The following is a 23118-nucleotide window of genomic DNA, read 5'->3' on the forward strand; positions in this document are numbered from 1 at the left end:
GGATGGGGCGGCGCGAAAGCGGGTTAAAAAGAGGGATCGAGCATCAACCAGTGGTAGCCCCGGATCATCATGGAGCAGCGTTTTCTCAAAGTCCCGCGCAACGAGCTAGGCCGCGATTTCGCGGTGGGCGATTTGCATGGGCATTTTTCCCGCCTGCAGGAAAGCCTGGACGAGTTCGGCTTCGATCCGTCCCGGGACCGCCTGTTTTCGGTCGGCGACCTGGTGGACCGGGGGCCGGAAAGCGAGGCCGCCCTGGAGTGGCTGGCGCGGCCATGGTTCCACGCGGTCCAGGGCAATCACGAGGATTACGCGATCCGCCACGTGCGTACGGGGCAGGTGGACGTGGACAACTGGCGCGGCTACGGCGGCGGCTGGTTCCTGGATCTGCCTGCTGATCGCCAAAAGGTCTTTGCCGAGGCTTTTGCGCAATTGCCCATCGCCATCGAGGTTGAAACCCTGGACGGCGCGGTGGGGCTGCTGCACGCGGATTGTCCGGTGCTGTTCTGGCCGCGGCTGGAATCCGCCTTGCAGGATCGCTACCGGCGCACCAGCGCCGCCTGCCAGTGGTCGCGCGACCGCCTGCGGCAAATGGACCGCACCGGCATCCGCGGGGTGCGGGCGGTGGTGGCCGGACACACGCCGGTCCCGGCGCCGCTGCTGCTGGGCAACGTCTACCACATCGATACCGAAGGCTGGAAATCCGGCTACTTCACTTTCCTGGACCTGGAATCCCTGCGGGCCTGGCCGCGCGAGGTCGTGACCGAACTCGCGGAGCAGGAATAGCAGGCCTGGATTCCCGGCGGCTGGCGCCGGCCGCGGTCAGAGCGGCCGGGCGGCCACCGGCGCGGCGCCACTGACGGCGCTGGCGCGGGCGGGGGCGTCCGCGTCCACGCGCGGCACGGGGATGGGCGGGATGGCGGGCGGCGCGTTGCCTGCCGGCGCGCCGCCGGCAGGGGCCACGGGAACGGGCACGGCCACCGGCGGTTGGGCGGGACTGCTTTGCGGCATTGCGCCGCCGCCGGGCGGCAGGGGCTTGACCGAGGTGTCCACGCCGTCCGTCGAACGGTTGTTGTTCAGGAAATCGGTCAGCGCGTCGCCCGAGGACAGGTCCAGCGAGGCCACGGCCTGGCCCGGCGGGAATTCCGAGAAATAGTATTCGCCGTTGTCCACGATCAGGCCGTCCGGCCGCGGCGCGGGCTTGGCTTCCGGCACGCCCTTCAACGCCGGCTGCATGTAGTCCAGCCAGGTGCTAAGCGCCAGGCCGCTGCCGAATTCGTTGGTGCCCAGCGACTTGGGCTGGTCAAAGCCCATCCAGACGGTGGTGGCCAGGCTGGGCGTGAAGCCCGAGAACCACACGTCCACGGCCTCGTTGGTGGTGCCGGTCTTGCCGCCGATGTCGTTGCGCTTGAGCACCTGGTGCGCGCGGGCGGCGGTGCCGCTGACCGTGACGCCGCGCAGGATGTCGTCCATGACCCAGGCGGTGCGGGGATCGATGGCGCGCGCCAGGGCGTCGCCGGCGACGACCGGCTGCGCCTGCATCAGCACGTTGCCCGAACGGTCGGTGACGCGGTCCACCAGATAGGGGGTGACGCGGTAGCCGCCATTGGCGAATACGCTGTAGCCGTTGACCACCTGCAGCGGCGTGGCGCCGCCGGCGCCCAGCGCCAGCGGCAGCACGGCCGGCCAGCGCGACTTGTCGAAGCCGAAGCGGGTCAGGTAGTCCTGCGCATACTGCGGCGAGATGGCCTGCAGGATGCGGATCGACACCATGTTCTTGGAACGCATGAGGCCCTGGCGCAGGGTCAGCATGGGTTCGTACTTGTTGCCGTCGTTCTTGGGCTGCCAGGCCTTGGAGCCGGTCTGCTCCGCGGTCAGCATGAAGGGCTGGTCGGAGATCTGGGTGGCCGGGGTCAGGCCGCGCTCCAGCGCCGCGGCGTAGACGAAGGGCTTGATGTTGGAGCCGGGCTGGCGCCAGGCTTGCGTCACGCGGTTGAAGCCGCCGCGGTTGTAGTCGAAGCCGCCGATCATGGCGCGGATGGCGCCGTCCTGGGGCACCATCGAGACCAGCGCCGCCTGCAGCGTCGGCATGTTGATGATTTCCCAGCCGTCGCCGTTCTTGTGGATGTAGACGACCGAGCCGCGGCGCAGCCGCTGGCTGTCGCTGGCCTTGGGGTTGAGGGCGCGCGCCACCACCGCCAGCGCCTTCTTGTCATTGATGGTGATGATGTCGCGCGCGCTGCGCGCCAGCGTCACTTCGGTGGGGCTGGCGGCCAGCACCACGGCGGTCAGCAGGTCTTCGCTGTCAGGCGTTTTTTCCTGCACGCCGTCCAGGATTTCATCCAGCGCGGCCGGGTCCTGCTCGACGCCCTCGGGCAGGTCGATCTGGTCTTCCGGACCCGGATAGACGGCGCGGCGCGTGTAGTCCATCACGCCGTCGCGCACGGCGCGGTAGGCGGCTTCCTGGTCCTTGGAATCGATGGTGGTGTAGACGTCGATGCCCTTGCTGTAGGTCTGTTCCTGGAACACGCCGTACATCAGCTGGCGCGCCAATTCGGCTGGGTAGTCGCCGTGGATCGCGAAGCCGCGCGCGCTGGCGCCGTCCGCGCCGCGGATGGTCAGGCGCTGCTTGAGCGCTTCGTCGGCCTGTTCGGGCGTGAGATAGCCCAGCGTTTTCATGCGGCCCAGCACGTAGTGCTGGCGGATCTCGGCGCGCGGGAAATTGGTGATGGGGTTGAAGCGCGACGGCGCCTTGGGGATGCCGGCGAGCATGGCGGCCTCGGCCGGCGTGACTTCCGACAGGGGCTTGCCCAGATAGGTGCGCGAGGCGGCCGCGAAACCATAGGCGCGGTGGCCCAGGTAGATCTGGTTCATGTAGAGCTCGAGGATCTGGTCCTTGGAGAGCTCGGATTCGATCTTGAACGTCAGCAGCAGTTCATAGAACTTGCGCGAATAGGTCTTTTCCGACGACAGGTAGAAATTGCGCGCCACCTGCATCGTGATGGTGCTGCCGCCCTGGCTCTTGGAGCCCTTGACGAGGTTGGTCAGCACCGCGCGCGCCACGCCCATCCAGTCGACGCCGCCGTGGCTGTAGAAGCGGTCGTCCTCGGCCGCCAGCACCGCCTGGCGCATTACGGGCGGAATTTCGTCAAAGCGCAGCACGTTGCGGTGCTCTTCGCCGTATTCGCCGATCAGCACCTTGTCCGCCGTGTAGATGCGCAGCGGCACCCGCGGGCGGTAGTCCGTCATGGCGTGCAGGTCGGGCAGGCTGGGCCAGGCCAGGGCCAGCGCCAGGCCGAGCGCGATGCCGCCGCACACGGCGAGGCCGCCGGCGGCCACGCCGGTCTTGACGAGGATACGTTTCCAGGGGAGGCCCGGTTTGCCGCCCGGGGTGGCGGAGGATTGCTGGGGGGTGCTCATTGCAGGCGATTCTAGGGCAGAACACGATGGACCGCCCAGAGGGTCATAAGGTTTCAGTAACTAAACATGAATTGCGTCGCGGATGACGCCAAATCCGGTTGCAGGCGTCAGCTATTGTTCAGGTAACGTTGCGGCGGCGCGCCCAGCGCGCGGTGGAACATGGCCGAGAAGGCGCTGGCGCTGCGGTAGCCCAGGTCGGCGGCGATGCGCGCGACCGGCACGCCCTGCGACAGCCGGCACACCGCCTCGGCCAGCCGGACCTGCTGCACCCACTGCCGGTAGTTCAGCCCCAGTTCCGCCTGGAACAGGCGGATCAGCGTGCGCGCGCTGGCGCCGACTTCGTCGCCCCAGTCTTCGATGCCGCGCTGCAGTCCGGGATCGTCCAGGATGGCCGCGCATATGGTCTGCAGGCGGCGGTCGCGCGGCCAGGGGATCTGCAGCGGCGCCACGCGGGCGGCGGCCAGTTCGGAGAGCAGCAGGGCGGCGACCTGCCCGGCGCGGCCGTCCAGCGGATAGTCGATGGGCTCGGCGGTCAGGGCCAGGATCAGCTCGCGCAGCAGGCCGCCGACCTCGACCACCTGGCACTGCGGCCAGTAGTCGCGGGCGGTCTCGGCTTCGAGGTAGAGCGAACGCATGGATACCGCGCCCACCATGTCCACGCCATGCGGCACGCCGGCAGGCACCCACAGCGCGCGCAGCGGCGGCAGGGCCCAGAAGCCGCTGGGCGTGGTGACGCGCATGACGCCTTCGACCGCGTAGACCAGTTGCGCTCGGGGGTGCGAGTGGGTGCCCGTGCGGGTGCCCGGCGGGAATTCCTTGGCCATGGCCGTGACGGCGCGCGGCCGATGCTGGTAGTCCTGCGGATTGACGCTGCGGGCGGGGTCGGGCAAAAGGAGTCGGGCGGGCATGCGTGTCACTTCCGGCATAAGGATGAGCAGGGCGGCTCAGGCGTGATTTGCGGTTTTTGTCACCGTATTTTGTCACTTGTGCGACGAAAATTGGCAGATCGGTTCCGTCCCGGATTCCTACACTGGCTACAGGTCCCGGCGCGCTGCCGGGCATGCTCCCACTTTATCCGCGTCCGCCACCCATGAATCCACCGCAGAATTCCGCCGCCGGCGTCACCGCCGCCAATACGGCTCCACCGCTCGCCGCCTCATCGGATCCGTCCACCGCCTTCAAGGTGCTGGGCGCGATCAGCGTGGCGCACCTGATGAACGACATGATCCAGTCGATCCTGTTGGCCATCTATCCCATGCTGAAGGATTCGTTCAGCCTGTCGTTCGCGCAGATCGGCCTGATCACCCTGGTCTATCAGCTTGCGGCCTCGCTGCTGCAGCCTTTCATCGGCTTTTATACGGACCGCAACCCCAAGCCGTACTCGCTGCCGGTGGGCATGGGCTTCACCCTGCTGGGGCTGTTGCTGCTGTCGATGGCGCCGTCGTTCGGCTGGCTGCTGGTGGCCGCGGTGCTGGTGGGCACGGGCTCGTCGGTGTTCCATCCGGAGTCCTCGCGCGTGGCGCGCATGGCGTCCGGCGGACGCCATGGATTGGCGCAGTCGCTGTTCCAGGTGGGCGGCAATGTGGGCTCGGCGCTGGGGCCGCTGCTGGCCGCGTTGTTCATCATTCCGCACGGGCAGCGCAGCGTGGCCTGGTTTTCGCTGGCGGCGCTGTTCGGCATCGTGGTGCTGACCGGCATCGGCCGCTGGTACAGCGCCAACCGCGTGCTGCTCAAGCCGCGCGCGCGGCGCGAGGGCGCGGGCAACGGGCTGTCGCGCAACCAGGTGCTGGGCGCATTGGCGGTGCTGGGCGTGCTGGTGTTCTCCAAGTATTTCTACCTGGCCAGCCTGAACAGCTATTTCACCTTCTACCTGATCGACAAGTTCGCGCTGTCGGTGCGCGAGGCGCAGCTCTACCTGTTCCTGTTCCTGGCCGCGGTGGCGGTAGGCACGGTGGTGGGCGGGCCGGTCGGCGACCGCATCGGCCGCAAGATCGTGATCTGGGTGTCGATCCTGGGCGTGGCGCCGTTCACGCTGCTGCTGCCCTACATGAACCTGTTCTGGACCGGCGTGCTGGTGGTGATCATCGGCATGGTGCTGGCCTCGGCGTTCTCGGCCATCGTGGTCTATGCGCAGGAGCTGGTGCCGGGCAAGGTGGGGATGATCGCCGGACTGTTCTTCGGCTTTGCCTTCGGCATGGGCGGCGTGGGCGCCGCGGCGCTGGGCAAGCTGGCCGACGCCACCAGCATCGGCTACGTGTACCAGGTCTGCGCCTATCTGCCGCTGCTGGGCGTGGTCGCGATCCTGCTGCCGAATGTGGAGAAGGCGCGCCGCTGAAGGCGGGCGCCGGGCCTGGCGCGGTCAAGCCATCCGGCTTGCGGCGCCAGACAGCGATAACATCAGCCGGCCTGCACCGCGTTCAGGCGAGGGCGGCCGATTTCGATGCCGGTGATGTCGCCGGCCGCGCCGTGGTGGACGATGCAGGTGTGCGCGGAACGCACCTGCATCAGCTGCGCCGTGCTGATCGCGAAGCTGGCCGCCACGCGGCGGTCGCCCACCGGCTTGATCGGCTTGCGGCGGTCGCGGCCGGCGAACTTGCGGTGGTTGTAGACGGCCCAGCCCACCAGCACGCCCGCGTTGATCAGCGCCAGCAGCGCATAGCCCCAGAGCGTGTGCACGGTGGGCAGGAACACCGGCCATAGCGAGACATCGGGGCCGCCGGCGGCGGCGCGCAGGATCGCCAGGATGCCGGCTCCGAACAGATACACGAAGGCGAACCAGCCGATGGCGGTCAGGACCAGGTCGAACAGATAGCCTGCGCGGGAACGTTGCGTGGTGATGATCATGACGTTGCGTCCGGTGATTTGATGCCCCGGTCCGGGCTGGTCCAGCGCGCGCGCCGGGCCTGCTTGCGGAGCATGACTTTGGGGAAGCTGACCAGGGTGGTGAACAGGCTCACCATCCAGAAGGCCAGCGGATACCAGATGACCCAGTACAGCGAGCGGGCCAGGCCGGGCTCGTAGCGGCGGTCGATCAGGATGCTGACGACGAATTGCAGCAGGCAGACCACGGCCAGCATCATGCCGGTGAAGGCGGGCGGCATCAGGCTGGCGATCTGCATGTTGTTGGGCAGCGTGACCACCTGGCTGACGGCCCACAGCAGCACCGACACGCCGAAGGCGAAGGCCCAGGCGGTGGACAGGCAGAACTCGGCCATCAGCGGCCACAGCCGGCGGTGGCGCCAGACCCAGATGGAACGCAGGTTCTTCAGGAAGACCTCGGCGCCGCCCTGGGCCCAGCGCAGCCGCTGCTTCCACAGTCCGCGCAGGGTTTCGGGCATCAGGATCCAGCACAGGCCGCGCGGCTCGTAGAAGATCGACCAGTGGTCGCGCTGCAGCTTCCAGCTGATGTCGATGTCCTCGGTGATCATGTCCAGGCTCCAGTAGCCCACGCGGTCCAGCGCCGCGCGCCGGAAGGCGGCGACCACGCCGGACACCGTGAACACCTGGCCATAGACGCGCTGGGTGCGCTTGATCAGGCCGATGATGGAAGAGAACTCGCCGACCTGGATGCGCCCGATCATGGTGGAGCGGGTGCGGATGCGCGGGTTGCCGGTGACGGCGCCCACACGCGGATTGTCGATCAGCGGCGCCACCAGGTAGGCGGCTGCGTCCGGGTCCAGCATGGCGTCGCCGTCGATGCAGACGAGATACTCGCTGCGTGCGGCCATGGCGCCCATGCGCAGCGCCATCGCCTTGCCCTGGTTCTGCGCCAGGTGCACCACGCGCAGCCGCGGATGGGCGGCGGCCATGCGGTCCAGCATGTCGGCGGTGCCGTCGCTGGAGCCGTCGTTGATGGCGATGACCTCGATGTGCGGATAGTTCTGGCCCAGCGCGGCCAGCAGCGTCTCTTCGCCGTTGTCGGCCTCGTTGTAGCAAGGCACCAGGATGGACACCAGCGGGTTGCCGGCCAGGACCGGCGGCTGGCTGTCCTTGCCCCATTTCCAGTGCCGCTCCCAATGCCACCAGAAATAGATGCCGCCGGCCATCCACATGCCGGACATGAACAGGGGGTAGAAGAACACGAAGCCCAGCAGCGCCTCGCCGGTCAGCATCAGGGTGAAGCCGAAGGGCGCGCCAAGCACCGCGCAGAGAATCAGCAGGGCAATCAGTCGGTCTATCATTTGATCGGATACCAGGCTTCGGAAATGGCGGGCCGGATGCCTTGCAGCCGGGGCTGGTCTTGCGAGAAATCGTCGGGGTAGTAGCCGAAGCTGCGCGAGCCGCGCAACTGCAGGCGCTTCATCCAGCCGGCGAGCACGGCGGTGTCGACCGGCGTGGCTTCAGGACGGCCCGGGCCGGTGCGCCAGTCGCGCGCCTGCAGTTCGAACACGGTCTTGTCCAGCGCCCCGGGGCGCTGCGCGACGGTATCGACCAGCCGGTCCAGCCAGGCGTTTTCCTGGCCGGCCGGCACGTTTTCCATCAGCGGCATCGCCATCGGCGCGGTCCAGTCGTAGGCGCCGAGGAAGTCGTCCAGGTTCTGCGCGAACCAGGTTTCGCTGCCCGGATTCAGGATGGGTTCGGCAAAGATGTTGCGCGCCGTCTTGATCTGCGGGCCGCGCACCGCGCGCACCCGCTGCGTGAGTTCGGCGGTGAAGTCCACCAGCGCGCGGCTCTTGTAGCGGGTCCAGCGTTGCAGGGTGTCGGGATCCGCGCGCAGTTCGGCGATGCTGCCCGGCAGGCCCGCGGCGCGATAGGCGGCCAGCGCGCCGGGGCTGGCGTCTTCGAAGTCCGACAGCAGCGCGTCGTCATGGAACAGGATGCCGTCGAAGATCGCGTAGCGGGACAGGTCTTCGTACAGGTCGCCGATGCGCGCGCGCACGGTGGCGTCGAACGGCGACAGGCGGCGGTACTGGTCGGGATCCGGCTCCGGCTGCGCCTGGCCTTCCTGCCAGCGCGTGACGCGCGGCAGGGCGGGATCCAGGTCGAAGGACAGCACCGGCATCCAGGCGTAGACCATCACGTTGGCGCGGTTGTGCAACTGCCAGGCGGCGCGGTTGAACAGGTCGGCGCGCATCGGCAGCCAGCGGTTGGGGAAGTAGACCGATTTCACCAGGCCGTCTCCCACGGGGTCCGAGTAGGCCTGCAGGAACACCGTGTTGATCTGCATGTCCAGGATGCGTTGCACCAGCTCGCCCAGGTTGCGGTCGGTCTGCGCCGGGTCCGGGTCGTAGACGTAGTCCAGGTCCACGTGCGCCACGCGCATGAAGGGCTGGGCTTCCATGCCGACCACGCTGTTGGCGAAGGGCTTGAGCGTGGGGTCGCTGGACAGCAGCAGGCGCGGCGTGGACATCAGGCGGCCGACGCGTCCCGGGCCGTCCTCCAGCGTCAGCGCCAGCTGATAGCCGTGTTCGGCGGTGATGCGCAAGGTGGAGCCGCCTTCGGCGCCATAAGGCCAGACCCAGACGCGCGGCTTCTTGCCGGTGGCGCGGCGGATCTTCTCCGTGATGGCGGCGACGTCGCCGCCCATGCGCGCGTCGAACTCCGCCTCGGTTTCGTAGCGGCGGGTCTGCGCGTCATAGGCGCGGATGGCGGCGGCGGGCTCGGTATTGCCCTGGGGATTGGCCAGCGCGCCGTAGTGCGAGGCGTTGGTGTGCGCGGCGATCTCGACCAGCCCCGAGCGCGAGATCTCGCGGATCTCGTCCCAGTTGAGGAAGCGCTTGCGGTCTTCGGGGCTGCCGCCGAAGTCCACGCGCTGGTTGGCCGGCGTGTCCATCCAGACGCCGACCGGCGCCAGCAGCGCAGGCCATTGATAGGCCTTGAGGATGGGCAGCACGCGGGTGTAGAAGCTGCGGTAGCCGTCGTCGAAGGACAGCAGCACCGCGCGCTCGGGCAGCGGCTTGCCGCCCTGGCGCGCGGCCAGGATCTGGTCCACGGTCACGGCCTGGTAGCCGTTGGCGCGCAGCCAGGCCAACTGTTCGACCAGGCGGTCGGTGCGCACGCTGAGAAAGCCCTGGTCGGGGTCTTCGTCTTCGACGTCGTGGTAGGCCAGGGCCAGGAACTGGCCCTGGACCCAGGGCTGTTCGGCGGGGGCGAGCGGGCGCTGGTGCGGCGGCGTGTAGACCGGGATGTCCTTGGCGCAGGCGGTCAGCGCCAGGATCGCGAGCAGCAGCAGGCCGGCGAGAATCAGGCGGGTATGGGTTTTAAGCATCATGGCGTTACTCGGTACCGGGTTCAGAAGCGGTACGTCAGGTCGAACACGATGCGCAGTTCGCGCTCGCGTTCGCCGTCGTACGGGCGGCTGGTGCCGGTGATCATGGCGCCCATGTCGAGGACGTCGTTGGCGCGGTATCGCTGGCCGTAGCCCAGCGCGATCACGCCGCCGGTGCCGTAGCCTTGCTGGGTGTAGGCGCCGGCGCCCAGGGTGCCGATCTGTTCCCAGGCGGTTTCGTAGCGGCGGTACAGGGTGTGCGTGAGACGCACGCCGGGCAGCAGCATCAGATCCGAACGGGGATTGAAGTAGGGCACGTTGCTGTCATGGCTGTTGCGCTGGGTGGACGCTTCGAACTCCAGGTCCGCCAGCAGGTGCGGCGCGGTGTAGACGCGCTCGCGCCCGGCCAGGCCCAGCGCCCAGCGGTTGTTGCCGTCGCTGAAGTGCGAGGGCGACAGCGCCAGCGTCCATTCGCGGCGCTCGTCGGCGCGCCAGCGCACGTAGGCCGACACGCTGTTGGAGGTGATGCCGCTGGTCAGCGCGCGCAGCGGCGTTTCGCGCGACATGATTTCGCCCGAGCCGCCCACCTGCCAATAATCGTCCAGGTCGTAGGCGGCCGACAGGCGCGCGCCCGGCTTCACGCCGTGGCCGTAGTCGTGGGTGGAGACTTCGCCTTCGACCGTGAGGTCGCGGCCGCGCCATTCCACGCCGGTGCGCAGCCAGCGGTAGTTGCCGCGGCCTTCCTCGAAGTCGCCGGAGGCATAGCCGCCGCCGCCGAAGACCCGCCAGTTGTAGTCCAGCGGAGAGGAGTACAGCACGGCGTCGATGCCGAAGTCGCCGCTGCCGTTGACCGGGCTGTCCGATGCCAGGCCGCGGTAGCCGTTGATGCGCAGCTCGGCCTTGTTGTGCACTTCCCATTCGCGCGCCAGGCGGCGGCTGGTCAGGTTTTCGGGCGAGCGGGCCATGGTGTCCTGCGACAGGGCTTCGGCCTGGCGCCATTCCTGCAGGTCCAGCGCAGTGAAGCCCTGGCCGTTCTCCACGCCCAGGCTGCGCGGCGCCAGCGTCTCGGCCATCTTCAATTCGACCTCCGAGGCGCGGGGAAGCGAACGGGCGCGATAGACGGTGGCCAGATCGCTGCGCAGGCCAGAGTTGTTGGGCGCGTTCTCGACCATCTCTTCGAGGCGCTGCTGGGCGGCGACGGTGTCATTGGCCTGCAGACGGGCCGACGCCAGGGTCTGGCGGCTTTCCAGGTTCAGGTCGTTGGGCATGCGGGTGGCCTGGCCCTTGTAGTACAGCCAGGGGGCATAGCCCGATTCGACTTCGTCGGTGACGGCGCCGGTCTCGTTGAACTGCTCGCCCTCGGCCAGCGAGTAGTACAGGCCGGTTTCGGTCGCCAGGCGCTGTTCGGCATCGTCGCCGCGCAGGGCATCGTTGGCGGCGACCTGGCGGTAGATGTCGCGGGCGCGTTCTGGCTGGCGCACGTACAGGTAGGCCGATGCCACGTCGTTCAAGGCGTAGCGCGGCACCGTGACGCCTTCGGCCAGCAAGGCTTCGTATTCGCGGACCAGATCGGCCATGCGCACGCGGACGTGCAGGGCGTGCAAGCGGTCGATGCGGGCGCGCAGCGCGTCGGCGCGGGCGTCCTCCTGCTGCTGCCAGGCGGGGATCAGTTCGTCGTAACGGGCCAATGCCTTGTCGGCCAACACGAAACGCTCGGCCTCCGACCGCGTGGGCATGGCCGCCAGCCGTACCTGCTGGGCCAGCGCGTCGGCCTCGAAGCCGCGCATCTGGCCGGCGTCGAACAGGTCCTGGTGGCGGCGCGCCAGGTCCAGCGCCACGTCGGCCATGCGCGCGCGCTGCAGCGCCCAGATGTATTCGCGCAGCACGTAAGACGTGTTGGGCGCGGCGGCCAGGGCCAGGTCGGCCTGGTGCAGCGCTTCGTAGGGTTCGCCCTGGCGGGCGTGAACGTAGCTCAGGGCAAGGCGGGCGTCGACATCGCGGGGATGCCGCTTGAGCCAGCGCGCCGCGGCGTCGTGCGCCTCGGGGTAGCGGCCGGCGTCGGCCAGCGTCATGATTTCGCCGGCGGGGAAGGCGGACTGGCCGGGATGGCGGCGCGCGCCCGCCTGATACGCGGCCAGCGCCTCGGGCCAGCGCTGCAGGTCGCGGTAGGCGCGTGCGACGGCAAGCTGGATGTCGGCGGGTAGCGCCGCGCCTTGCGGCAACTGCTCGTAGGCGGCAACGGCTTCGGCCGGCTTGCCGGCCCAGCCCGCGATGATGATGTGGTCGTGGATGGCGCGGCTGCCGCCGGCCGGACCTTGCTGGCGCAGCATCGTCAGGGCGGGCTCGTAGTCGCCGGCGCGCGCCCGGGCGATCAGGGCGTCATAGTCATTGCCGGGGCCGGCCAGCGCCATGGCGGGCGCCAGGATGGCGCAAGCCGCCAGCAGGCTCAGTCTCGGTCCAACGGCACCCAGGGGTGTCGATCCTCTGTTTTGCATCTGTCTTACTTCCGCAGTTGCGACTCGGGGCGTTCCTGTTCCGGCCGCCCAGGGGCATGCCTTTTTTCGGCGCGAGCCGAGGCGACACCGGGCGCAAAGGCGCCGGCGGCACGGGAAGGAACATTGGGTTAGGACTGCGCGGCGCCCGCTGCGGGGACCTTCGCACTCGCGCAATGGGAGTGCATGGCTAGTACGCGCCACGCCCGTGGGGCGTGATTGCGGCGCTCTTCATGGCACCGTCAATGGCACGAATTATAAGTGTGTTAACTGTCAGTCAACTGTCAATTAGTGCAAAGGGCCATGGCGAAAGTCCTGCCGTGGCGTATTCTTCGTCGCTTGCCGCGCAATCGTCTTGGCGCGGGCGGTAAAGGTTCAGGGCGAAACGGCGTGCGGCGACGGACGGGCGCCAGGTAGTGCCGGTCTGTCGCTGTACGGGTAACAAAAAGCGTCAGGGGTGGTGGGATGTAACCCCTCCAGGCGCATGAACCCAGTGCAACAGCAATGACGAGCGACGGCGGGCGCCCTCGGGGCGCAAGCCGGCAAACACCATGACGACTTCTCTTTTCTTCCTGATGTGGGGCCTGGCCACGGCTCTGGCATTGCCATTGCTGGCGCCGTTGCGCGCCCGCGACGTGGGCGGCGTCGGCGCGTTCACGGCGGGCAACGCGCTGGCCGTGCTGTCGCTGCTGGCCTATGCCGCCTCGCCCATTCTGCCGTCCGCTGTCTATGTGATGGTCTCGAACGCCGCCTGGGTCTGCGCGGTCAGCCTGGTCTACGTCGGCGTGCGGCAGTTCTTCGGCCTGCGCCCGCTGGCGCGGCGCACGGCGGCGCTGGGCGCGCTCAGTATCTCTGCGTTCGCGCTGCTGCTGTACGTGGCGGATGACTTGCGGGCGCGCATGCTGCTGTTTTCCGCCTACACCTTCGTGGCCATGATGGCGACGGGCCTGGTGTTCTTCCGCCAGCGCAGGCGCCTGCACACGCGCGGGGTGATGCTGTACCTGATGCTGGCGAGCTTCGGCCTGGCCGCGCTGCATGCCCTGCGGCTGGCGGTCTACAGCATCGGCGGACAAGAACCCTCGTCGTTGCTCGAACCCAGTCCCTGGGGCCTGTTCTTCATTGTCTGCGGGACGGTGACCGTGCCCGGGCTGTTCCTGGCGCTGCTGCTTCTGATCCAGACCAGCCTGTCCGAACAGATGGAAGCTGCGCTGACCTTCGATGGCCTGACGGGCGCCTATTCGCGCCGCAGCATCCTGGACGAACTGGAGCGCGAGCTGCAGCGCTGCCAGCGCGCCGGCGGCAAGCTGGCGGTGCTGGTGCTGGACATCGATCACTTCAAGTCCATCAACGACCGCTACGGCCACGCCGCTGGCGACGCGGCGCTGCGCCATTTTTCGAAGGTGGTGCAGCGGGCGGTGCGCGCCAGCGACCGCTTCGGCCGGTTGGGCGGCGAGGAATTCGTGCTGCTGATGTACGACTGCGACCCGGCCCGCGCGCTGGTGCAGGCGCAGCGCGTCTGCGACGCCCTGCGCGACACGCCTTTCCACCTGCAAGGGCGCGAAGTGCGGATGACCACCAGCGGCGGCCTGGCTTCGTATCAGTCCGGAGACGGCGCGGACGGCATCCTGGCGCGCGCCGACGATGCGCTGTACCGCGCCAAGGCACATGGGCGCGACCGCGTCGAGATGGCCTGGATCGGCCGTCCCGCGGGCCGCGCGCAGGAGCGCGGCCCGGCGGTGCTGGAGGAGGAACTCAGGGCTTGAGGTGTTCCGTCAGGAACTTCTCCATGGCTTCGTAGAACTCGAACTTGTTCTCGTCGTTGTGGAAGCCGTGGCCTTCGTTGTCCTTGACCATGTACTCGACCTCGACGCCGCGGGCGCGCAGCGCCTTGACCATCTGGTCGCTTTCGTCTTTGTTGACGCGCGGATCCTTGGCGCCCTGGGCCACGAACAACGGCGTCTTGATCCTGTCCGCGTGCAGCGCGGGCGAGGTGGCGGCCAGGCGTTCGCGGTCGCGTTCGGGGTCGCCCACCATGTCCTGCATCTTGTCCAGCATGGGCTTCCAGTACGGCGGAATGGACTTCATGAACGTGAACAGGTTGGACACCCCCACGTAGTCCACTGCGGCGGCATACAGGTCGGGCGTGAACGCCACGCCGGCCAGCGTGGCGTAGCCGCCGTAGCTGGCGCCATAAATGCCGATGCGCTTGGGATCGGCGATGCCCTGTTTGACCAGCCACTGCACGCCGTCGGTGATGTCGTCCTGCATCTTCAGGCCCCATTGGCCGAAGCTGGCTTCCCAGAAGGCGCGGCCATAGCCGGTCGATCCGCGGAAGTTCATCTGCAGCACGCAGAAGCCGCGGTTGGCCAGGAACTGGACTTCGGGGTTGTAGCCCCAGCCGTCGCGCGCCCACGGGCCGCCGTGAGGATTCACGATGCAAGGCAGGTTCTTGGGATCGCGGCCGGCGGGCAGCGTCAGGTAGCCGTGGACCGTCAGGCCGTCGCGGGTCTGGTAGCTGATGGGCTGCACGCGCGACATGTCCGCCTCGGGAATGGCGGGGTTGATGTCGGCCAGCTTAGTCAGCGTGTCGGCGGCGGCGTCGTAGATGTAGCGCGAGCCGGGCGTGCGGTCGTTGTAGGCGGCGACGATGAACTTGTCCTCGTCGCGGTTGGAGCCCTGGATGGCGAAGTCGTAGCCGGTGAGCTGGGCCGACAGCTTCTTGAAGAGGGTCTCGGTCTGCGCGTCGAAGAACTTGTACTGCGGCTTGTCGGTCTGGTAGGCGGCCACCGTCAGCACGCGGCGCTTGCGCGAGTAGCCGGCGGAATCCAGGTCGACGGTGTCGGGCGTGAAGATCTCTTCCTCGGCCTCGGGCTTGGCGGGGTCGATCACCACCAGTGACAGCTTGTCGCGCCCGCGGTTGGACAGGGCGTAGAACTTCTTGTCGTCGAAGGTGAAGAACGCCGGACTGACGCTGGTGCGGTAATCGGTGGTGATGAGCGGACGGAACTCGGACGATTCGTCGTCGCGGTAAAGCAGGGTGGTGTTCAGGCCGTCGCTGGCGACGGCGGCGCGCACCTTGCCGGCGTGGTCGGTCTGCCAGCCGACGATGTTGCCCGGGTTCTGCGCCACCAGCTCCGCGGCGCCCGTGTGCACGTTGACGCGGTAGACGTCGAAGACTTCCGGATTGCGCTGGTTGTGGCTGATGAGGACGTGGTCGGGGTCGTCTTCCAGATCGTCCTCGATGCCGGCGCGCACGCCTTCATAGGGCGTCAGGTCGGTGATCTTGCCGGTCTTGGCGTTGACGGCCAGCACGTGGAAGTTCTCGTCGCCGCCGAAGTCCTTCTGGTAGAGCACCACGTCGGCGCCTTTCCAGAAGAAGTTGCTGATGTCGCGCACGGTTTCGCTGGTCAGCTGGCGCGCGTCGCCGACAGGCGTGCTGCCTTGCAGCGGCTGCACGTAGATGTTCATGCGGGCGGGATTGCCGTCCACGCTGGTGGGCTGCATGAAGCCCAGTGTGCGGCCGTCGTCGGCCAGGCGGAAGAAGCCCCGCTCGGGGTTGCGGAAGAAATCCTTGAGGGGATAGGCGCGCGGCGGTTGCGCGGCGCTGGCGCCCAGCGATACGCCGATGATGCTGGCGGCCAGGACGGTGCGCTTGAGGAATGAGAACAAGGGGGACCTCCGAAGTTGCCGCGGCGGGCGCTTGGGGCCGGCCGCCGGGTGGTCCGTCGATAATGCCATAGCGGCGCGGGCGGTGTCGAACCGCCCGCGGACGCTGTCGGCCGTGCCCCAGGCCTACTGCGGCTCCAGCCCCGTCGCCTTGACGATGGCGCCGTACTTGGCCATTTCGGCGCCGATGAAGGTTTTGAATTCCTGGGGCGGCTTATAGGAAATGGCCAGCCCTTGGCCCTGCAGTTTTTCCTTTACATCGGCGGCCTCCAGCGCCTGGGCCGTGTCCTTGGAAATGCGCTCCACCAGGGCCGGTGGCATGCCGGCGGGGCCGAACAGACCGAACCAGTTGGAAATGTCGAAGTCGTCCAGGCCGACCTCCTTGGCCGTCGGCGTCGAAGGCAGGACGTCTTGGCGTTGGGGACCGGCGATGAACAGCGGGTGCAGCTTGCCGGCGCCGATCTGGCCGATGATGGCTGGCGCCGTGGCGAAGAAGATGTCGATCTGGCCGCCCACCAGATCGGCCACGGCCAGCGCCGTGCCGCGGTAGGGCACGTGGGTCAGGTTCATGCCGGAACGCACCCGCAGCAGTTCGCCGGCCAGATGCTGCTGGCCGCCCATGCCCGGCGAACCGTAGACCAGCGGCGCCTTTGCGCCTTGTCGCTTGAGATCGCCGTAGGTGGTGGCGGGCAGCTTGGGACCGCTGACCAGCACCAGCGGCGCATCCGCCACGAGCGCGATGGGCTGCAGGTCCTTCAACGGGTCGTAGCGCATCTGTTTATAGACCAGCTTGTTGATCGAGACCTCGGGCGTGTAGGCCAGCAGCAGGGTGTAGCCGTCGGGCGTGGCGCGCGCGACCTGTTCGGCGCCTATCATGCCGCTGGCGCCGGACTTGTTCTCCACGATGACCTGCTGGCCCCAGCTTGTGCTCAGCTTCGCCGCGAGGATGCGGGCGATCACGTCGGTGGCGCCGCCGGGCGTGTAGGCGACGATCAGGCGCACCGGCTTGTCGGGATAGGGCTGCGCCTGCGCCAACATGGGAAGGCAGGCGGCGGCCAGGATGCCCGCGAGTTTGATTGCGTGTCGAAACATGGAGTGGCTCCTGTGCGGGGGATGGGGATTCAGCTGCGCTGGATCAGCAGCACGGCGTGGGCGGGCAGATGCAGGCGCGCGTACTCGTCCCAATCGTCCCGGGTCGGCAGCGCGCGCTGGGCCGTCAGGTCGACGACGCGTTTGAACGCGCCGGCCTCGACCTGGCGCTGGAGGGCCGGACCGGGGCCGTAGGCCAGTTCATAGGCCTGCTCGCCGTAGCGGTAGCGGCACAGGCGCAGGCCGGCTTCGCCGTCGATGCGTTCGACCCATCCGGCGCCTGCGGCCTGCCCTGCAAAAGCCGCGTTCAGCGCGGCCAGCGCCAGGCCGGCGGGTCGCGGATCGTAGCGGCGGTCGATCAGGCCGTTGCGCGGAAAGTAGCCGCGGTCCACGTCCATGAAGGTGTCGAAGGAATAGCTCACCGCGTCTGTGGCCCGGGCTGCCAGGAAGGCTTCCGCCACCAGCGCGGCGATGGCGGTGTCGTCGCTATTCGCCGCCGCCAGGCGGTCGGCCAGCTTGACGCCCACGTTCACCGTCGCGCCCCAGTCGCGCGCCTGCGCGGCCAGTTGCTGGTGCGTGGCGATCAGGTCGGAACCCCAGTCCAGGCGCACGGTGAAGCCGTCCAGGTTCTTCTGGGCGAAGTGCGGCAGCAGGGTGGATTGCGCTGCTTCGAGCTCGGAGGCGCGCAGTCCGGTGTTGACGAAATGGCTGTAGTGCTTGCCGTCGAAGTGGGCGTCGTCCGCGCCCGTACGGATCTTGCAATAGACGAGGCGGGCGTCGGTGTGCTCGCGCAGGCGCTGCAGGGCCGCGCCGGCCTCTTCCAGCGCCTGGGCGTTCAGGTTGACCTCGATCGCGGCGATGGCCACGCCGTGCTCGCGCGCCTGTTGCAGCAGTCTGGCGTCAGGCAAGCCCAGCGAGGTCAGCACGAAGCGGTGGCCGACGTCGGACATGAGACGCGCGCGGCGCAGGGTCTTGTCGTCGCGCAGATCCTGCACGGGAATCTTGAGGGTACGCAGCCCCATTTCCCACATGGACATCAGCGGATAGTCGTTGCGGGCCAGCTTGCGGCCGAACTCCTGCACCCCGCCGGTGCAGGGGATTTCGACGATTTCGGCCCAGGGATGCCGCATTTCGACCGCAATGCCGTCACAGGCGGCGGTCTTGGTATGGACGGTGGGCAGGGTGCGCGCCGCAGCCCGGTCCGTTTCGGCCTCGCCACGCATGGCGCCGTGCGTGCGGATCAGCTTGGCCACATGGCCTTGCTCATGAACATCGACGATGAAGTAGCCGAATTTCTCGACGTCGCCGCGGCCGAACTCATCCGCCGGCGGCACCCGGTAGAACTCGGAAAAGTCGTGCCGCAGGAAGGCGGTCGACGGCAGCATGTAGATCTCCGCGCCGCCGATGACGTCGTACCAGAAATTGTGGACGTGGCCGGCGAAAACGCCTTCGACGCGCGGATGGGCCAGGCGCGACAGCAGCCAGCCGCGGCCGGGCTCGTCGATGTTGTCGTAGGAACCGCGTTCGTGGGCGTCATGCAGGTAGGGCGGGTAATGCAGCGAAGCGAAGACGCGGCCGCTGGCGCTGGCCAATTGCTCGTCGATCCAGGCGCGTTGCGCGTCGTCCGCCGCCAGTCCGGAGTTGAACAGCAGCGCGTTCAGGAACAGGAAGCGCACGCCGCCATGGTCCACCGCGTAATAGTCCGGCCCGAACACCTGGCGGTACTTGTCCAGGTAGTCGTCGCAGACGATGTCGGCCGGCATCCAGTCGATGCGCTTGTCGCCGACGTCGTGGTTGCCGGGCACCAGGTGCAGCGGCATGTCGATCTGGCCGGCGATGGCCTTGAAGCGGTTGGCCGCCACTTCGAACGAGGGCATGCTGGGCACCGGATGGACGATGTCCCCGAGGTGGATGGTGAAGGCGGGGGCGGGGTCCAGTCCGGCGATGTCGGCGAAGACGTGCCGCGCCCGGGCATTGGCGCGGGCATTGGTGGCAAAGGGCGACGCGCAGGTGTCTTCCGATTCATTGACGTGGGTGTCGGCCACCACGGCAAAGCTGAACAGGCGGGCGCCCAGCGGCTGGCGGGAAAAGCAGGAATTCGTCATCAATCAGCCTTTCAATTTCAATAAATGGAATTCAAGTGTTTATAGTGAACGGAATGTTTGTATTTCGGCAGGCGATATACTGTCAATGCTCCGAATCCCTAGGCCGCCATGCACTCGAAAACGCCGCTCAACTACGAACTCGAATCTCGCGCTTCGCTGGAAGCGCATCCGCGATTTGCCTCCACGCTCTCCAACGGCTTGGACGTGCTCAAGTGTTTTTCCGCGGCCGAGCCGCTGTTGGGCAACAAGGAAATCGCCGAAATGCTGGGCCTGACGCGCCCGACGGTGTCCAGGCTGACATTCACGCTGGTGGGTTTGGGCTATCTGCGGCGCGACGAACGCACCGGCAAGTACTCGCTGGGTCCGGCCGTGTTGACGCTGGGCTATCCCTTGCTGGTGCACCTGACGCTGCGGCAACTGGCGGCGCACGACATGATCGAATTGGCGCGCTATGCCAAGGGACCGGTGTCCATGGCCATCCGCGACCGCCTGCAGGTGGTCTACGTCGAAACCGTGCATGACGGCGCGTCGAACGCCTCGCGCCCGGATATCGGCTCGGCCCGCCCCTTGCTGCGCACCGCCACCGGGCGCGCGCTGCTGTATGCGCAGACGCCGGACGAGCGCGAACTCATCTGCGGGCGGCTCGCGGAGGAATTTCCCGAGGACTGGGAGCGTTTCGGGCCGTCATTGCAGCCCGCGTTCGAGGCCATCGATCAGCACGGCTTCTGCGTGGTCAGCAAGGACTGGCGGGCGGAGCTGTGCGGCATCGCCACGCCGATGCGCTATCGCTCCAATGACTTGCCGCTGGCCTTCAACGTGACGATCCCGGCCGATAACCTGGACGAAAAGCACGTGTACGAGACCCTGGGCCCGCGCCTGCGGACCCTGGTGAAGAACCTGGAGTACCGCATCGGGATCATGTGAAAGCGGCTGCGCTTATCGCGCGCAGCCGATATGCGGGATAATCGCGGGCACTGATCTGGAGATACACATGTACTGGAAACTGGTCGCGGCTTCGGCGCTGGCCCTGGGCCTGGCAGGCTGCTCGATGGGCATTTCGTCCGGCAGCGCGTCGCCGCACAGCGAATTCAAGGCCCCGGTGGCCTTCAAGGACGCCTACGACGCGGCGATCCGGCAGGCCAATGCCTGCCTGCGCAGCACCGACAACGCCTACCGCGTGGTGGACACCATGAACGAAAGCGCGCAGTCCGGCGTGGTGCAGGTGCTGGCGCCCTACAGCGACAACGAGATGACGCGGGTCGAATTGAAGGCCGCCGGCCCCAAGACCACCGATGTGCGCATCGCGGTGTGGGGCAAGGGCACCTGGGACGCGGCGGCCATGCGCGCCATGCAGGACGCCATCTATTACAGCCTGGTGTCGTGCAGCAGCTATATGCCGCTGGATCCGCGTCCGCCGGTCAAGCCTTCGCGAGACCTGCCCAACTGAGGCGCAGGGGCCGGTGGCTAGCCGCCGCCGGCGCGCTCAGTCCCCGCCCGGGCGGCGGCGGATGATCTTGAAGGTGGCGGTGGCGCGCGCCACCAGTTCGCCGTCGGCGCGCCGCACCTCGCCTTCGCAGAAAGCGATCGAGGCCCCTTTGCGCAGGCAGCGCGCCTCGATCACCAGGTCGCCCGTGCCGGGCGACAGGAACGAGGTGTTCATATCGATGGTGGCCATGCCTTCCGTGCCGTCGGCCGAGCCGCGGGCGGCGGCGCTGAGCGTGAAGTCCAGCACGCTCATCAGCGTGCCGCCATGCACGTCGCCGCGGCTGTTGGTCAGGTCGGCGCGCCAGGGCAGCGAGGTGCGGGCATAGGCCGGCGCGATGCTCTCGGGCACCAGGCCGATGAAATGCATGAAGGGAATGGTCAGGCCGAAGTAGTCGGTTTGGGGCGTTGAGGCTGCAGTCATGGACCGTTGCGGGCAGGAATGGGAAGTCGGTTGTCGCCGGTCATAATATATGTTTTGCCACGGGGTTTCAGGCGATGAACGGCTCATGGGGGCAGCACCACCATGATTGAATTACGGAAGATCGTGCACGTGGACATGGACGCGTTCTACGCGTCCGTGGAACAGCGCGACAACCCCGAACTGCGCGGCAAGCCCGTGGTCGTGGCCTGGACCGGGCCGCGCTCGGTGGTGTGCGCCGCGTCCTACGAGGCGCGGCGGTTCGGCATCCATTCGGCCATGTCCGCCGCCCGCGCGGAGCGCCTGTGTCCGCATGCGATCTATGTGCCGCCGGATTTCAACCGCTACCGCGAGGTCTCGCGCCAGGTCAGGCAGATCTTCGCCCGCCATACCGACATGATCGAACCCCTGTCGCTGGACGAGGCCTATCTCGACGTCACGGTCAACAAGCTGGGCCTGCCCTCGGCCACCGAGGTGGCGCAGGTCATCCGGCAACAGATCCGCGAGGAAACCGGACTGACGGCTTCGGCCGGCGTCGCGCCCAATAAATTCCTGGCCAAGATCGCGTCCGACTGGAACAAGCCGGACGGCCTGTTCGTGGTCCGGCCCGCCAAGGTGCTGGCCTTCCTGGAGCCCCTGCCGGTGCGCAAGGTGCCGGGCGTGGGCAAGGTGACGCAGGCGCGCCTGGAACAGCTGGGCATCCATACCGTGGGCGACCTGGCCACGCACAGCGCCCAGGAACTGGAACATTACTTCGGCCGCTACGGCCGGCGCCTGTACGAATTGGCGCGCGGCATCGACGAGCGCGAGGTGCAGACGGACCAGCCCTTGCAGCAGGTCTCGTCGGAGACCACGTTCTCTGAGGATATCCGCCTGGACGCGGTGGGCGAGGCCATCGACCGCATGGCGGAACGCGTGTGGGACCAGGCGCTGAAGAAGGGCGCCCTGGGCCGCACGGTGGTGCTCAAGTTGAAGACGGACCGTTTCCGGATCCTCACGCGCAGTCAGACCAGCCTGAGTCCGCCTGGATCGGCGGCGGAGCTGGCCGCCGTCGCCAGGCTGCTGTGCGAACGCGTGGACTTGCCGCCGGAAACGCTGTACCGGCTGGCGGGGGTGGGGATGAGCAATTTCGCCGACCCGCAGGAGCAGTCGCGCCAGCCCGATCTGTTCGGCGCCGCGTTCTGAGCCGAGCGGGGCGGCTGGCAGCCAACCCCGGCAGGGTTTAGGCCAGGCGGGCCTTCACTTGCTGCGACAGCGCCGTCATGTCGGCGCGGCCGGCCAGGGCCTGCTTCAGCAGCGCCATGACCTTGCCCATGGCGGGCGCGCCGGTCACGCCCTGGGCGGCCACTTCGGCCAGCGCGGCGTCGATGGCGGCGGCGACTTCCTCGGGCGTGGCGGCTTGCGGCAGGAATTCCTGCAGCACCAGCAGTTCGGCCTTTTCCTGTTCGGCGGTTTCGGTGCGGCCGGCCTGTTCGAACGCGGCGATGGACTCGCGGCGCTGCTTGACCTGCTTTTCGATGATGGCGGTGATCTCGGCGTCGTTCAGGTCGCGGCGTTCGTCCACTTCCTTCTGCTTGACGGCCGCCAGCAGGAAGCGCAGCGTGGTCAGGCGTTCGGAGGCCTTGGCGCGCATCGCGTCCTTGACGGCATCGGAGAGGCGGGTCTTGAGCGTAGCAGTGCTCATGGGTAAACCTTTGTGGTGTGGCGACAAACAAGCAGTTTAAACCGGCGGCTGGCGATCCAGCGGCCGGCGCTCCGCGTTACTTCACCTTGGACAGGTCGCCGCGCAGGGCGACGCCGGCCACCATGGCGCCGGCATGGCATTCATAGTCGGTCTTGCTGCTGTATTCGTTCTTGCGGTAGTAGCTGACGATATTGGTCACCGCGTTCGCGCCGGCCTTCTTGGCCGCTTCATGCAGCGCGATGATGGCGGATTGGGCCACCCACAGGCAGGCGTCCTCGTCCTTCTTGGCGAAGGCGTTGGTCTTGCGGTTGGTGACGACGCCGGATTCCAGCACCGTGCCCTTGGGGCCGGTGCCGGCCAGGTAGAACTTGACGCTGCCATCGATCTTGCCGGCGGCCTGGGCGGCGTCGATCGCGGTCTGCATGGGCAGATGGACGGTACGGTCTGCCGCCAGGGCTTGCGCCGAGCATGCGAGCGACAGGAGCAGGGCGGCGGACAACTGGTAAGAAGCGTTCATGTCTGGCATTCCATTCGTGAGAGGGAAAAACGCGGGT

The 23118-nt window shown here is 67.8% G+C and carries 18 protein-coding genes; 6 read left to right on the top strand and 12 right to left on the bottom strand.

The genetic code is table 11. The features are described from left to right. Positions 1–69: 69 nt before the first annotated feature. The gene (locus ACM1PE_RS07495; protein ID WP_059378388.1) at positions 70–783 is read left to right on the top strand and encodes a metallophosphoesterase; all 714 of its coding nucleotides are present in this window, start codon (positions 70–72) and stop codon (positions 781–783) included. Positions 784–819: 36 nt separating this feature from the next. Here the strand turns inward: ACM1PE_RS07495 and ACM1PE_RS07500 are convergent, their stop codons facing one another. Then, positions 820–3417, bottom strand: a complete 2598-nt coding sequence (locus tag ACM1PE_RS07500; RefSeq protein ID WP_187774057.1) for a penicillin-binding protein 1A — start codon at positions 3415–3417, stop codon at positions 820–822. A gap of 107 nt (positions 3418–3524) precedes the next feature. Further along, the gene (locus ACM1PE_RS07505; RefSeq protein ID WP_251880838.1) at positions 3525–4325 is read right to left on the bottom strand and encodes an AraC family transcriptional regulator; all 801 of its coding nucleotides are present in this window, start codon (positions 4323–4325) and stop codon (positions 3525–3527) included. Between the two features lie 182 nt (positions 4326–4507). Between ACM1PE_RS07505 and ACM1PE_RS07510 the strand changes: the two genes are divergently transcribed. Beyond that, positions 4508–5752 carry an MFS transporter gene (locus ACM1PE_RS07510; RefSeq protein WP_419342864.1) on the top strand — a complete coding sequence of 415 codons (1245 nt, stop codon included), beginning with the start codon at positions 4508–4510 and terminating at the stop codon, positions 5750–5752. 62 nt (positions 5753–5814) lie between these two features. Here the strand turns inward: ACM1PE_RS07510 and pgaD are convergent, their stop codons facing one another. Genes pgaD through pgaA form a run of 4 tightly spaced genes read right to left on the bottom strand, consistent with a single transcriptional unit; the run spans position 5815 to position 12120 of the window. Beyond that, positions 5815–6261 (bottom strand): poly-beta-1,6-N-acetyl-D-glucosamine biosynthesis protein PgaD, encoded by a 447-nt coding sequence (gene pgaD / locus ACM1PE_RS07515; protein ID WP_118934539.1) that lies wholly within the window; start codon positions 6259–6261, stop codon positions 5815–5817. After that, positions 6258–7598: a poly-beta-1,6-N-acetyl-D-glucosamine synthase gene (gene pgaC / locus ACM1PE_RS07520; RefSeq protein WP_118934541.1), complete on the bottom strand. Its 1341-nt coding sequence runs from the start codon at positions 7596–7598 to the stop codon at positions 6258–6260. Before pgaC ends, pgaD begins: the two co-directional genes overlap by 4 nt. Next, a complete protein-coding gene (gene pgaB / locus ACM1PE_RS07525; protein WP_059378380.1) occupies positions 7595–9628 on the bottom strand; it encodes a poly-beta-1,6-N-acetyl-D-glucosamine N-deacetylase PgaB in 2034 nt (677 codons plus the stop codon). Before pgaB ends, pgaC begins: the two co-directional genes overlap by 4 nt. Positions 9629–9648: 20 nt before the next feature. After that, entirely contained in the window at positions 9649–12120 is a 2472-nt protein-coding gene (gene pgaA / locus ACM1PE_RS07530) for a poly-beta-1,6 N-acetyl-D-glucosamine export porin PgaA (protein ID WP_419342865.1), read from the bottom strand. A gap of 548 nt (positions 12121–12668) precedes the next feature. Here pgaA and ACM1PE_RS07535 point away from each other — a divergent pair. Next, on the top strand, positions 12669–13880 hold the full coding sequence (locus ACM1PE_RS07535) for a GGDEF domain-containing protein (RefSeq protein ID WP_059378373.1): 1212 nt from the start codon (positions 12669–12671) through the stop codon (positions 13878–13880). Here ACM1PE_RS07535 and ACM1PE_RS07540 read toward each other — a convergent pair. The 3 genes from ACM1PE_RS07540 to ACM1PE_RS07550 form a co-directional block, all read right to left on the bottom strand. Beyond that, complete coding sequence (locus ACM1PE_RS07540; RefSeq protein WP_419342866.1) at positions 13870–15786, bottom strand: alpha/beta hydrolase family protein; 1917 nt, start codon at positions 15784–15786, stop codon at positions 13870–13872. The two genes, ACM1PE_RS07535 and ACM1PE_RS07540, sit on opposite strands and share 11 nt — an antisense overlap. 123 nt (positions 15787–15909) lie before the next feature. Beyond that, positions 15910–16875, bottom strand: a complete 966-nt coding sequence (locus ACM1PE_RS07545) for a tripartite tricarboxylate transporter substrate binding protein (protein WP_059378369.1) — start codon at positions 16873–16875, stop codon at positions 15910–15912. 29 nt (positions 16876–16904) lie between these two features. Then, positions 16905–18977 (bottom strand): metallophosphoesterase, encoded by a 2073-nt coding sequence (locus ACM1PE_RS07550; protein WP_419342868.1) that lies wholly within the window; start codon positions 18975–18977, stop codon positions 16905–16907. Between the two features lie 108 nt (positions 18978–19085). On the opposite strand from ACM1PE_RS07550, the gene ACM1PE_RS07555 reads away from it, so the two are divergent. Both ACM1PE_RS07555 and ACM1PE_RS07560 read left to right on the top strand, forming a co-directional pair. Beyond that, the gene (locus ACM1PE_RS07555) at positions 19086–19901 is read left to right on the top strand and encodes an IclR family transcriptional regulator (protein ID WP_059378362.1); all 816 of its coding nucleotides are present in this window, start codon (positions 19086–19088) and stop codon (positions 19899–19901) included. A 67-nt stretch (positions 19902–19968) separates the two neighbouring features. Continuing rightward, positions 19969–20424, top strand: coding sequence for a BPTD_2524 family lipoprotein (locus tag ACM1PE_RS07560; protein WP_059378359.1), 456 nt, complete (start codon positions 19969–19971; stop codon positions 20422–20424). 36 nt (positions 20425–20460) lie between these two features. On the opposite strand, the gene ACM1PE_RS07565 is transcribed toward ACM1PE_RS07560, so the two are convergent. Next, positions 20461–20883, bottom strand: coding sequence for a PaaI family thioesterase (locus ACM1PE_RS07565; RefSeq protein WP_054458193.1), 423 nt, complete (start codon positions 20881–20883; stop codon positions 20461–20463). Positions 20884–20985: 102 nt separating this feature from the next. Between ACM1PE_RS07565 and dinB the strand changes: the two genes are divergently transcribed. Next, entirely contained in the window at positions 20986–22065 is a 1080-nt protein-coding gene (gene dinB / locus ACM1PE_RS07570) for a DNA polymerase IV (RefSeq protein ID WP_419342871.1), read from the top strand. 37 nt (positions 22066–22102) lie between these two features. Here the strand turns inward: dinB and ACM1PE_RS07575 are convergent, their stop codons facing one another. Together ACM1PE_RS07575 and ACM1PE_RS07580 are read right to left on the bottom strand one after the other, a co-directional pair. After that, positions 22103–22564 (bottom strand): GatB/YqeY domain-containing protein, encoded by a 462-nt coding sequence (locus ACM1PE_RS07575; protein WP_006218783.1) that lies wholly within the window; start codon positions 22562–22564, stop codon positions 22103–22105. Between the two features lie 76 nt (positions 22565–22640). Further along, positions 22641–23081, bottom strand: coding sequence for a hypothetical protein (locus tag ACM1PE_RS07580; RefSeq protein WP_059380544.1), 441 nt, complete (start codon positions 23079–23081; stop codon positions 22641–22643). Positions 23082–23118 lie beyond the last annotated feature (37 nt).

It is taken from the genome of Achromobacter sp. PD1 (genome assembly GCF_048541815.1).
In the GTDB taxonomy this organism is placed as follows: domain Bacteria; phylum Pseudomonadota; class Gammaproteobacteria; order Burkholderiales; family Burkholderiaceae_B; genus Achromobacter; species Achromobacter bronchisepticus_A.